We start from the raw sequence: 13,516 nt of genomic DNA on the forward strand, positions 1-13,516 counted from the left end.
GCCAGCGGCCCCATTCCAGCGACAGCCAGGGGTGGGAACTCGCGTCAAGGTTCTCAGCCCATCAGCAAACTATCCAAAGCTGCTCGCCTGCAACCCCGCAGCACACCTCCGCCTGCTTTGCAGTTTTGCAAACTGCCCGAGGCTGCGAACGGGACGAGGGCCCCTCACGACTATCCGTCGCAATGCCGGGGCGATTGCTCCCAATTTTTTGACTTATCACCGGCGCGTTTTTTTTACGAATTCGCGGTGACAACACAGGACACAGAAGGCCCATGAAACGAGGAATTTTCGCGGCGCCGATGACAACGGTGACAGCGGATGACAAAATTTTGACCAAATTTTGCAGCTTGTCACCGCCCGAAATGCCGCTATTCATGGGCCAACTTGGCCTTCCGGGGCCTTATGGCCCGCGAGAAGACCAAAAAGGGAAAAAGGGCATAAAAGCGGCGACGCCACCCCTGCGGGGTGACGGTCGGCATAGCCGACGCCGTTGCCCGCCATTGGCGGGCAACCTCTCCGCTTCGCTCCGAGGCTTTTACTGCGCTACGCTTGCCCTAAGAACAGTCCCCCGGACTGTTCTTAGGGTGCCCTGAAGCGGCACAGCCGCCACAGCCGAAACGATAAAGCTGCCAATCGTTTCGGTTTTAAGGGCAAGGGCTTCCGGCTTGTGCGCGGTACTTCGATAAGGTTATGATTGAAAATACGCTTAGTCAAAAACCAATCATTGGCAAGAGTAGCCGCAAAAAAAATTTTTTCGTGAGACTTTGCAATGGTGACGCGGCTTTTCCTCGATTGGGACAGTTTGGCACCCTTGATTTTCCCGATTTCGGTATGGTATAATTACATCAGAGCCCGAGATATGGCAAAAACGCAAGGAGAGGATGCCTATAAAACAACAGAGCACGAATAAAAATGGTCGGAATTTCCTCCCATGGAAATACAACCAAATATTTTAAAGGAGTGTGATTTTGTGCACCCAGAATTCCAACCAGACCTCCCAGTGGGCACCAACTTGACACAGTGGGGGGCGGAACCAGAGGCCCAGGAAAGAAAGGAGCCGAAGCCTCACCCTGACCTTGAAAATGCCGTTGATGGCAGCACGTCAGATGTTCAGAATGCCGCAGCCACTGGAACAATCTTAACGTCGCTGCGCACTCGCGACCAGTTTTTGCAGTTCATATTACTTGATTACTTGCGGGAACTGAAAAAGAAGAACGCTTCTCTAACTCCCGAGGAGGTCGCGGGGGGAGCCGTAGAGGATATAAATTTGGCAATTAGAGTCAGAAACAACAGTCTTCCTAAAGGGGAAAAAGACGAAAAGTGGAAATTTTTAGACGCACTTGACCCCCCACGGATTGCTGCTTGCTGCATAGGACTGAATCATGTCAAACGGATTCAGCTTAATAACGAGGATGACGAGAAAAGTTATGTTCTTGGCATCTACGAAAGGGATGGCCCAAACCGTGGTATCTACAACATTGATGAAGACGCCATCAACGCGCTTTGCCGGCGCTATAACAGTTCCCTGCGCAAGAGCGATATCAGCGAAATCAAGGCGGTTTTGATGGATACCGCGCCGATAGCCAGCCGGCTTCTCGACCCGAATTTGATTCCGGTAAACAACGGCATTTTTGATTACAAAAAGAAGCGGCTAATCCCTTTCAGCCCGGAATATGTATTTACATCCAAATGCGGGACGGATTACAACCCGATTGCGGCAAATCCCGTCATTATCAATCCGGACGGCACAAAGTGGGATGTGGTGTCCTGGATGGAATCGCTGGTGGACCATCTTCCCGACAAAGCGGAAATGACGGAGCTGTTGTGGAAGATTACCGGCGCCATGGTGCGGTATTTGGTGCCGTGGGATAAGGCGGTATTTCTCATTTCCCCCAAGGGCAACAACGGCAAGGGCACACTTTGCGAATTGCTGCGCAGCCTGCTGGGAAAGGGTAACTACGCCAACATCCCTATCACCAACTTCGGTAAAGATTTCATGCTGGAGCCGCTCACCCACGTCAACGCCATTTTGACTGACGAAAACGATGTGGGAACGTATGTCGACTCCGTTGGGAATCTGAAAGCAATCATCACGGGCGACCAGATTCAGCTCAACCGCAAGTACAAGCCCCCTATCACATTCCGGTTCCGGGGATTCATGTTACAGTGTTTGAACGACTATCCCAACTATCGGGATAAATCGGATTCACTGAACCGGCGGCAGCTATGCGTACCTATGACGAAATGTTTCACCGGCGAGGAACGCAGGTACATCAAGGCTGACTATGTGCATAGGAAAGAAGTTTTACAGTACGTTTTGTTCAAGGTCCTGAACATGGATTATGACCAGCTTCCAGAGCCGGAGTCGTGTAAGTGCGAGCTGGACAAGTCCAAAGAGATGAACGACCCGGTGCTTCAATTCATGAATGAGGTCATGGGTGTGCTCATGTGGGATTTGGTGCCGTACACGTTCCTGTACGACCTATACAAATCCTGGTATGGCAGAAATGTTCCCGGTAAATCGCCGCTGTCGCGGAACAGGTTTATCGATGAGTTAAAGCGAAACCTTCCTTCATTCCCTGCGTGGACCTTACATCAGGATGAAAACAGGAGGGACCTGGAAGTACGTTCAAAAGGAAATATGGACTGCGCCGAAGTCCTCATAGAGGAGTACAAATTGGAGAACTGGTACAGCAGACGCTACTTTGGCGGTAACCGGAGCTTACGATGCATACCTACACCGAAGGAAAAATACCGGGGAATCATACGCGTTCCGGAAAACGAGGATTTAGAAGAAAAATACGCAACGAGACCCGAAGATAATGTCCTGCCGGAAAAGATAACTTTTATTACAGAACCAATTGACTAATGATTTGATTGGCCAACATAGTTGGCACTATAGTGAATACGAAACGACTTTGCAGCTAATTTCGAAAAGATTTCGCAACTGAATTTGAAAGTGAATAGCGCAACAGAGCTATATGAATATAATATGAGGGAGCGTCTGCTAAGGCGTCCAGCCCATCAAAAAAGGCCCAGGCTGAAAACCTGTGCCTTTTTGCATTTCTCTCTTGCATTTTGCCAGGGAAAGTGCTACAATTAAGCTACCAAGATAAATAAAGGGCAGGTCTGGGGGGATTGCCGTCCCCCCATGACCCTATGCAGGAGAAGACCCCTCCTACACAGAAACCTATTGTGGTTTCGCCAACCCTATTATACTGAATCCCCAGTGAATTTGCAAGCTATATTTTGTCAAAGGGGATTCACGGATAGGGCTGTGTTTTGCATATGAATTTATGCGGTGTAGGTAATAAGCCTGCACCGCTTTTTTGTTTGTCTTGGGCGGAAAATCCCAAGAAAAAGCGGGGTCCCTGTGGGCCTCGCTGGGAATACCGCTCTATGACATTTTCCTGGCCCGAGGCGGCATTTTTGAACCGTGCCAGTCCTTCTTCCCCATCGGGGCGGTGCTTGGCAGCACCGGGGGCCGCTTTGAATCATTTTATGAAAGGAAACGGTAGCGCACCATGAAAAAATCCACTCGCCTGATGGCTATCCTGTTGGCCATCATCACCATCCTGTCCGTCATCCCTATGTCCGCCTTTGCGGCGGCCAGCAGCTTCACGGACGTGCCCCAGAACGCCTGGTACTACGAGCCTGTCACCTACATGGCCGAGAACGGCTACATGTCCGGCACCGGTGACAACAAGTTCAGCCCCAACCAGACCACCACCCGCGCCATGTTCGTCACGGTGCTGGGCCGCATTGCCGGCATTGACCAGAACCAGTACAAAGGCACCTGCACGTTCCGCGACGTGAAGAAGGACTGGGCCGAGCCTTACATTGCCTGGGCCTCTCAGAATAACATCGTCAATGGCGTGGGCGACAATAGATTTGGCCCCAATAACTACGTCACCCGCGAGCAGGCCGCCCTTATTCTGTTCAACTATCTCAAGAGAGACTACACGCTGACCATTGACAGCAAGTTCCTGGACAACGCTCCTGACAAGGTTAACGTCAGCTCCTGGGCTGTAGAGGCCATGCAGTGGGCCACGTCCGCTGCCCTGATGCGCGGCGACGCCAATGGCACGCTCCGTCCCCGCTACTCCGCCACCCGTGCTGAGATTGCGACCATCTTCAAGCGCTTTATTGAGATTAAAGAAGACCTGGATGCCAACAAGCCCGACGTCCCTACCACCTGCGACCATGAATGGAAAGTGACGAAGACTGAGAAGGTCACGCTCCTTACTGAGACTGTCCGCGAGTGGGCTCACGCCGACGCGCTGGACCTCGTCGCATGTAACGGCTGCAATATGAATATAGCACAGTGGATGTATGACAATGCGGACAAGTATTCCAGCACTAAAGAACTCAGTGACGCTATGGGTATCCTCGGCGATGAGACGGGCTGCCCTTGCTTACACGGCGGAAACCATAGCACCGACAACGGCCTACCCCTGACTTTCGGCACCATGTCTGAGAAGATTTACAAAGCTGACATGCCCTCCGAAGAGACCTGCACCAAGTGCAACACTGTACGCCCCTGCGTGTCTACTCATATAATCAACAGCATCTCTGATGAGAATATCTGGGAGCGCCATACCAAAGAAATTCTCATCTCCGAGGCATGGGACGAAGAACTCCGTCTCACTGGTGCAAACGAGTATGGCCAACCTGCAGGCACCTTAATTGACACCATCCATCACCCGCGTCGGGTCAACAATGAGATTGAGTACTTTGAAAACGTTGAGACTCATGAACGAATTTACGTTGAGATGACAGGATGCCGTCACCCTGAATGGAGAGATGATTACTCTTCCGGTAACCTCGGCCCGGACTTCAGTTATTGCACATCCTGCGGTGCAAGGGACATTAACATTTATGACTGGTACAACAAAGATAATTAACACCTATGACTTCTCCAACAACTAATAAGAAATACGCCTGAAGGGGTATTTCTTATTTTTTTTCTTACTATGTCCATATTATACCACATACCCCTATCGATGTCAGCTGATGTCATTAAATTAAGCAAGATTTTTTATAAAACACCCTGTACCGAATCATAACAGATTTTGGTACGGGGTGTTTTTTTTTCGGCTATTTTATTTGTCAATAGGCGCCACTTCGTCAATCGTGCCACCGCTATTGCTTCCGTCAGGGTCTAGGTTCCCTGCCTCGTCCGATGGGGGATTCAGACAAAGGGGAGGATGATAACACCAGAGCCATGATATGCGGATTGGCTGTCGCATTGTCGCACCGTCGCAGCCTGCCAAAAAAACTTTTTCCCAATACTGTAACCCTACCTATTTTTCCTTACTTTTAAAAGTTTTCAAAAATAGGTGAGACAGTGCGACAAACTTCCAGCTTTCCTTTTCTGGCAATATGCTTCCATGTCCCACAACCTGTCGCACCATGGTCGCACGGTTGTCGTCCCTGCGACTGTCCTTGTCCGCGCCATGGGCAGCGTGAATTTTTGCCGCAAAATGCGGCCAAGTTTATCCTTGAAAAACAATCTCCGGCGGCATGGGCCGACCGACAAAAACACGAAAAGGATGGACTAACTATGATGAATACAGTAGCTCTCCACGGCCGTCTCACCGCCGCCCCTGAAATCAGGCATACCCCCAACGACATTGCTGTTGTCAGCTTCTCTCTTGCCGTAAACTCCGGCTACGGCGATAAGCAGAAAGCGTCTTTTGTTGACTGCGTAGCCTGGCGCAGCACAGCCGAGTTTATCTGCAAGTATTTCGCCAAAGGGCAGGAGATGAACCTTGTCGGCAGCCTCCAGACCCGCACCTATGAGGACCGCAACGGCAACACGCGCAAGGCTACCGAGGTTGTCGCCCGCGAAGTAGACTTCTGCGGCCCCAGAGCCAGCCAGGAAGCCAGCCCAAAGCCTAAAAAGCGTGCTAAGGGGAACTCCAAAAATGCGGCTACAGCCCCGGCGCTTCCAAACTATGACGCCGACGATGACCTGCCGTTCTGACGCCCAACAGCAGCCATGCGCCTATGCGTGGGCTGCTGTTTTTTACTGCCCAAAAAAGGAGGATATGAAATCACATGGAGCAAATCATCACCATCCAGGACCGTCTCTTCCCGGCGCTGGCCCAAGAGAAAATTACCGCCGAGCTAAATAATTTCACTGGCGGCAGAAAAGAGCAGGCCATCTCTCAGTTCGCCGCCTCCCAGCTGTGCCACTTCTGTGAGGAATCGCCATTGTTTGCAGAAGTAGTCTACAAGACCAGGCGCACCCTCTCCGACTGCTGCGCGGAAGTCATGAAGGGCGCCGGTAACTGCGTGTCGGACATTGACGTGTACCGCGGCATCGTGCGGGCCTACTTCCCCAATGCGGATGTAAGGTTCCTGATGAATATTGAGATAAACGGCGCGGCCCCCTCCGAGGAAGAAATGGCGAAACTCCCGGAGAAGCCCGCGCCGAAGGTGTCCGCCAAAAAGGCAGCGCCTGCTCCGGCTCCAAAGCCCGCCCCGGCCAAGCCCGAGAGCATCCAACTGTCGCTATTCTAAGGAGGAAATCTATGCTGATTAAGAAGATTCTGGCCGCCCTGCCACTGTCGCCCGCTCCCAAGCGCCTGCCCAGGCACGCTGGCGTCTGCGCTGGGGCGGCGGTCCACCACGCCGGACGCTGCGGCGACGTGCTGGCCGTAGACGTATACAGCCGCAAGCGGGAACTCCTGTACCGCTTTTACTCCGACGGCAGGAACTATATTACCCGCCTCCAGCACCCCTTCAGCACCTTTACAGAGCCCGGCTGGACTAAGCGTAATCCTACAGAAAGCCATATCTATTCTTTGCCCGACGATATTGCCGCGAATCCCGCGAGTATCGCGGCGGTGGAAGAGGTACTGGGCCGTGTTGCGGACTGGCGTGGCGATAATAGCAAGATTGGCTGCGCTATTCAGATGTTTATATACCGTGTAAATCAGGAACGCCGCGACCGGGCCCGGGAGCGAAAAAGGGCGCTGCAAAAGGCCCACTTTGCCATGTTCCCCAAGTACCCCGCAGACCTGGCGGCGTTCTGCGAGGACCGCGTTTTCCAGTCCTCGGTGCTGTATGTTTCAAAGCTGAAAAAGATATTGGCCAATGGCCAAGTCTCCGGTGAGCGGCGGGCCGTGTGCAGGCATTGCGGAAAGTCGTTTCAGGTGGGGCGCGAGGTCAAGCCTGGAGGCTCCGGAATCTGCCCCAAGTGCGGCCACCCGGTAATCTATAGGGCCGGCTGGCTTGAAAAAGAAGTCACCCACAAGGTCAAAATCTGCATCGCCTATAAAGTAGACGGCCAGCTGCTCCTGCGCTATGTGGACGTGGAGCGCATTATCTACCCCGACCGCAAGGAGCCGGATTACTATTTCTCCGACTACTTCAAGACGCTGTTTCTGACCGTCAACGGCAAGCCCATCGAGTACGCCTACGCCTGGTGCCAGGCCCCATACTACGGGTACGATTGGCGGCGGCTGCGGTGTGGCACGGAGTGCCTGGGGGACAGCTATGTGTACACGTCAAATTTACGGGAGGTATTTGGCGAAAGGTATTACAATGTGGACTTGCAGGCAGGGCTTGCGGGACTGCGCCGCCCTATCTCCTTCCGCCGTCTGCTGGACAATCTCAAGAATATCCCCCAGGCCGAGTACCTGATGAAGGCCGGACTGCCGGTCCTTGCGGCGGGGAATCTGCCGGATGCCAGCGCGAAGAACCTGCCGGAGCTGACCGGGCTGGGCAAGCACTTCCTTCCCGCCATGCGGGAGAGCCAGGCCAGCTTCCAGGAAATAAAGGCCATAGCTGCCCAGCGGAACGCTGCCCCCGAGGACCTGCGCCAGCTGTGCGCCCAGCGTCTGGACGGCGATTGCCTGATTCTGCTGGAGAGAATTGCCCACTTTAACGCCATAGGCCGCTCCCTGCGGTACGTGCAGGCGCAGAAAGAGGCTTCCACCGGCCGGATGCGGCGCAACAAGCTCCCCTACTTCCTGCGGCTCTACCGGGACTATCTCGACATGGCCCAGAGCCTGAAAAGCGACATGAGCCAGCGGGCCATCCTGGAGCCTCGGGACCTGAAAGAGCGCCATGACCTGCTGGCAGCAAGGGTCAACGAGCTGAAGTCCAGGCCGGACGATGAGCGCTTTCAGCGGGCCATTGACGAGGGCCTGTACGGGTGGGCCCAGGACTACGCCAATGAGGATTACTGCGTGGCCTACCCCATGAAGCGCAGCGACTTGACCACTGAGGGCCAGCGGCTCAATCACTGTGTGGGCATGAGCGCCTACTTTGAAAGGCATCTCCTGGGCCATCAGATGGTGTTCTTTATCCGCAAAGTTTCGGCCCCTGACAAGCCTTACTTTACCGCTGAAATCGACACGGACACCGGGCGGATTATCCAGCTGTACGGCTTCGGGGACTGCTCCGCCCCCAAAGAGGTGCGGGCGTTTACGGAAGGGTTTTGCAGGAAGATTCTTCGGTGGAAGAGTATGGACATACGGCGAGAAGCCGCATAAATTTTGCAAAAGTTTGCAAAATTAAATGTTAAAAAATTATGAACATTTTGCATATATGTACGACTTAATGCGTCAGCAGCGGAACTTCCTGCTCCCTGGAAAAGTGTTCCGACCTTTGACAAGTGAGCCGGTTTATGGTATAATATAACTACAGAAAAGGGATTATACCCTGTAAAAAATAACGAGATTGCACAACAGAAGGGGCAAGCCGGGCATATGGCCCACACGCTTTCATCGTTTGGTGCAATGTGCAGAACGGGTTTCTCTTTTCTGAATATTTATAAAAAAGGAGTGATGCCCTATGGCAGTCGAATGTGATGCCACGGGTTTCCACACTATGGAAAGCCGGCTTGAACTCACAGGCAGGGTCACCCAGGTGCGTAGAGCGGTCAAAGAAAACGTAGTCGGGAACTCCCGGCTGGACTTTGCCAGCATTCTGCCTGCGCCGGCCCATTTGCCGGTGGATGTGCCCGATATGAAGCCATATGCCGGGTACGCGGCCAGGCTTTTCCTACAAGACTTTCTTTGCGGCAAAGGGCTGGATACAAAAGCCATGCTGCGGGAGGAACGGGAATACCTGGACAGGCACAAGGAAGTAAAAGCCGGTCCGTATCTTCGCGGGAAGGAGCTTTTTCTGCAAGGCTTCCGCAATGTTACCAAGGAAGGGTTCTACTACTTCTGCCACCTTACGCGTCCGTTTTCCGGCTTCGCGGCATTCTGGTGTTTGGAGGAAGCCTTTGCCAGCTGCCACCATGACCCGGAGAGTTTCCTTGCGCTCATTGCTTCCCATGAAGAAGCCTATCTGAAAGAGCGCGGGAACACCATAAGCATGGCCAGGTGGGAAGACAGCAGGGAGCGGTTCCGCCAGGCTTTCCGGCCGGATTCTCCGGCTTTCCAGGCGTTTCTGGCAGACCTTTGGGGCGTTGCGGCCGGGCCGGAGAATTGTTCCTGCGTCTATACCCTCGACTATGCCGCGCATCTGGCATTTACCACGGAAGGAGGCATTCCCCATAAGGTTTTGGACGCCTTGGCCAGGAAGTATCCGGGCCTGATTGTCATCCACTATTGGAATGACACGGAGTGCCCCGAAATATGCGGCTGCGAGACGTACCATTACAGCCGCGATGCCGTCGCGTAACCGGCAGCAAAACAAAGCAGGAAAAAGAGCCCTCTGGATGGGATTCCAGAGGGTTCTCCTTTTGTTGACATGCTGCGCCCCTGTGTGTATAATTGCTTGTATACCAAGCTATACGCGGGAGGTCAGGAATGGTGTTGAACACAGAAGCCCTGCTCAGAGATGAACACATCAATAAGATTACGGCCATTCTAAAAAGTTTCGTCTTCAGCAATCCGGAAAGGCTGCATCTCCATGTGCCGCAAGAGGTCTCAGTGGAGTACGCGAAATTGAAAAATGTCACTGTCAGCGGCGTCCCGCCGGTCATATGGCAAAGTGGAAGCCGGATTGGTTTTGATGTGGAACTTTCGGCAGTAATAATCACCGGGCCTCGGTATGACACTGACGGAACCCTGATACCAGATTGTATTTGGGAATGCCGCCAAACCTTTGTGGTATCATGCTCTGGCACGCTGTCTAAAGACATGGCGTTGGATGATTTTCGAGTGCGCACGATACGTATCAAACCGGAGAAAAGGTATCAGGACGATAGCATATGGGGCATTATCATACATACACATCAGGACGCAGTTAAGGCAGCTTTGAGCGCCTATATTTCGGCCCATCCAGACGCTTTGCGGCTGCCTTCCCCGCCATGGGTGGAAAAGACAGAGGGTGCAAGCCTGCGCGGCTTAGACATCACTTGGGCTGGCAACGCAGAGGACAAGCCGGGCATGGACATCGGTTTTGAAATCGTAGCGGCGGCAGAAATCAGCGCCACGGAACGCAGCAAAAAGGGCTCTCTGCAAACAAACGTGTACCAGCAATGGTTCACCCTTAAATGCCATGCAAACCTGGAAGAATCACTACAGGATTTTTCTGTGGGCGCCATCTTTATAGAAGCGGTCACCCGCAGCGAGGACAGCCCCATGGAAGTAATTCTGCCCTTTGTTTTGGAAAGGCAGCTTGAGCGGGATGCCTTGAAGGTATTGAAGGAATTTGGGTTCGGCCAGTGCATCCATACGCCGCAAGTACTTGACCCGGACTTGCTGGCCCAGAGGATGGGCCTTACCATACAGTACCGGCACCTCTCAAAAGAAAAAAGGGTGTTTGGCGCGGTATTTATGGACGATTGCGAAGCCGCGTTCTATCGCCCCAACGAGGACGCTATGGTACAGGAGAACGTCCGGGCGGGTACTATTATCGTTGATGAACAGGCGTCCCAAACGCGTCCCATTGGCTCTATAAACAACACAATTGTCCACGAATGCCTCCACTGGCACAGGCACCGAAAGGCGTATTACTTAGCCAGACTGATTGCCGGCAGACAGCCTATCTCCTGTCTGGTGGATGGCGGCATGGCCGGAGGCGTGACAGACCGCCTTCCAGGGATAGAATGGCAGGCCAACGCCCTGGCCCCCAAGATACAGATGCCGTATCCCGCGTTCAAAAGGAAGACCTGGGAGCTGATTCGTTTACAACGGCAAGACTCGCCGGACAAGCCGCTTGTCGACCTGCTGCCTCCTGTCATAGCCGAGTTAGCGGACCTGTTTGGAGTATCGAAGCTGGCTGTTAAGATACGCCTGTTGGAAGTGGGATACCCGGAGGCCAGGGGTGTGCTGGATTATGTGGATGGCCGGTATTTGCGGCCCTATGCCTTTGCGCCGGGGGCGCTGGAGAAAAATCAGACGTTCACTATCAGCGCGGTAGAGCTGGCGCAGCTTTATGATGAGAGCGAGGAATTGAGGGAGCGCCTGCAATCCGGCGAGTACACGGTGGTGGAGTCCCACGTCTGCCTGAACGACCCGCGCTTTGTTTTAGGTGTGGGTGCTGCATCCATGCTGACCGAGTACGCGAGGCTTCATGTGGACGAGTGCTGTTTGAAGTTTGAGGTGGTAGCCTCACGGAATAATATACCTTTCCTTTTGGACAGTGTTCTTTTCAGAGAAGAATCCTATACAAAACTATCAATAGAATTACCACTTGTTCGGAAATCGACATATAATTTCAATAAAAAACGTCCGTATGAAAGCTATAATGAAAAGAAACGCGAAAAAAGGAAGCAAGATTTTGCAGAATATGAAAAGCAAGACATAGAGTCTTATGAGAATGACACACAACCGCATATTGAAGATATAGTATTTAATATCCAACTTATTGATAAACAAGTAAGTATGATGGACACTTTTCCACGCGCTTTGCAGAATCTCATGAAAGAAAGACAGATGACTACAGAAGCTCTTAGCGATGTGACAGGAATTTCGGTGAGTACAATAAATAACTATCGAGAAACTTCACAGACGCCTAGGTTAAACAACGTAGTCGACATATGTATCGCCCTACATCTTCCATATAAAGTCAGCCGTAGGCTGATAGAGCTTGCCGGATACTCTCTTAATACTTCATCCGACAACAGATTTTATGATTTCATCCTTTGCAATTACTACTTACACTCAGTGAGGTTTTGTAGGAAAATGTTCGAAGACATGCAGTCTAGCGCAAAAAAGGCGCGCCAGGAGTCTAGAAATCAGCAAAAAAAGTAATAATTTCTCGGCCAGCTCATTTGTGAAAAATCTATAATTGTCTTTTTATAGCGGCGTAAAATCAGTGATGTTTGCTGAATTTACGCCGTTTTTTATCTTTTTCCTAGTTCGGATTTGGTATTATATACTCCTTTTCACCTAGATAAATATCCCCAAAAGGAATACCCAAAAAATTTGCCGGGTAACTGTGCTATCATATTCTCAGAACAAGAGCTCACCCGGATAAGTGGCCACTCCGGTTTGAGTTCGCGGTTCAAAATAATTTTCCGAAGGGAAGTTTTTAATATGATAATCACTTTATTTGGCTTGTGGGGCAGCAAACGGGTTTTCAGGGTAAAAAGTACTGGCCAGTTGGACGTATTGGTTGTCCTTGAGCGGGCAGCGCTCAAACTCGCCCACCTAAACGACAGCCCCGAATTGGTCGGCATTACAATCGAAGATGTCCTAACACTTCCAACAGAAGTGCAGCACTTAATGGGCTTCCATGCGGAAGAAACTGGGGATGAGTTTGAACCCACTTTTCATGAATCTCATTACCGCAATGAGCATCTGGTCAAACCGCAGGCAGCGCGGGAAGATGAAATAGCAGCATACATCAAGGGATACATGGAAGCCCAATATGAAAAGGGCGTCTCCGGTGTACGCGAAAACCCATCCTACCTTATTTCCTGCATGAAAGCAAGAACCTGGGCACACATCTTCCTAAGAGAGAGACGTTTAGTACTGTCTACCTTTATTGAAGAAATGGTTGAAAAAGATATCCAGTTCAACTTATGTCCCGATGAAAAAGAAAGCGAGGAAGACATATGACAAGAGAAATTAAGAAGACCGAGGCTTTGTCTCGGATGGAAATGCTGGGCCTTTCCTCCCAGGACAAAACTCGATTTGAGAAGGAGGATAAAGTGAGCATCAGCGACGATATTACAGGCACTTCCTCCTGGGCCAAAGGTGACGACCTTAAACGAATCCGGCGGTTTGAGGAACAGTATAAGGTTCTGGTATATGCGGTTGTTCGCTCTCATACGCAGATTGGCACGATAGATTGCTACCTCTTCGTTAGCGATTACCAGGAAGAATGGAACCATGACAGGGCAGAATTCAGGCGCACGATACACGGTGATATTGAAGCAAAAAGGTTATTTGCGTATGCATATAATCATGATACTCCTGCCTTTTCCGACTTTGGACACATGGGTGTTACCATCACAAAAGATTTGCGGTTATTCCGAATTTGGTGAAAGATATAGCCACAACAGCGCAGCATTAGAAAACATAAAATGAATCAAAACAAACATATCACGTATTCAAAAGAGACATCATCCTCCGTTCTCGATGGGAGAAAAATCATCTTCATA

9 protein-coding genes are annotated in these 13,516 nt (G+C 51.5%); all 9 read left to right on the plus strand.

All coding sequences use genetic code 11. The features are described from left to right. The first annotated feature begins 931 nt into the window (after positions 1-931). Positions 932-2,869, plus strand: a complete 1,938-nt coding sequence (locus ADH66_RS10545; RefSeq protein WP_066541060.1) for a DNA primase family protein — start codon at positions 932-934, stop codon at positions 2,867-2,869. Positions 2,870-3,524: 655 nt separating this feature from the next. After that, a complete protein-coding gene (locus tag ADH66_RS10555) occupies positions 3,525-4,904 on the plus strand; it encodes an S-layer homology domain-containing protein (protein WP_066541058.1) in 1,380 nt (459 codons plus the stop codon). Positions 4,905-5,563: 659 nt separating this feature from the next. Beyond that, positions 5,564-5,986 (plus strand): single-stranded DNA-binding protein, encoded by a 423-nt coding sequence (locus ADH66_RS10560; RefSeq protein WP_066541057.1) that lies wholly within the window; start codon positions 5,564-5,566, stop codon positions 5,984-5,986. Between the two features lie 74 nt (positions 5,987-6,060). Beyond that, complete coding sequence (locus tag ADH66_RS10565) at positions 6,061-6,525, plus strand: Cas9 inhibitor AcrIIA9 family protein (protein ID WP_066541056.1); 465 nt, start codon at positions 6,061-6,063, stop codon at positions 6,523-6,525. An 11-nt stretch (positions 6,526-6,536) separates the two neighbouring features. Continuing rightward, positions 6,537-8,504, plus strand: coding sequence for a PcfJ domain-containing protein (locus ADH66_RS10570; protein WP_066541055.1), 1,968 nt, complete (start codon positions 6,537-6,539; stop codon positions 8,502-8,504). Positions 8,505-8,805: 301 nt separating this feature from the next. Next, positions 8,806-9,642 (plus strand): hypothetical protein, encoded by an 837-nt coding sequence (locus ADH66_RS10575; protein ID WP_066541053.1) that lies wholly within the window; start codon positions 8,806-8,808, stop codon positions 9,640-9,642. Positions 9,643-9,770: 128 nt separating this feature from the next. Then, complete coding sequence (locus ADH66_RS10580) at positions 9,771-12,161, plus strand: helix-turn-helix domain-containing protein (protein WP_066541052.1); 2,391 nt, start codon at positions 9,771-9,773, stop codon at positions 12,159-12,161. 285 nt (positions 12,162-12,446) lie between these two features. Then, positions 12,447-12,971: a hypothetical protein gene (locus ADH66_RS10585; protein ID WP_066541051.1), complete on the plus strand. Its 525-nt coding sequence runs from the start codon at positions 12,447-12,449 to the stop codon at positions 12,969-12,971. After that, complete coding sequence (locus ADH66_RS10590) at positions 12,968-13,399, plus strand: hypothetical protein (RefSeq protein ID WP_066541049.1); 432 nt, start codon at positions 12,968-12,970, stop codon at positions 13,397-13,399. Before ADH66_RS10585 ends, ADH66_RS10590 begins: the two co-directional genes overlap by 4 nt. Positions 13,400-13,516 lie beyond the last annotated feature (117 nt).

The sequence above is a fragment of the Acutalibacter muris genome, assembly GCF_002201475.1.
In the GTDB taxonomy this organism is placed as follows: Bacteria; Bacillota; Clostridia; order Oscillospirales; family Acutalibacteraceae; genus Acutalibacter; species Acutalibacter muris.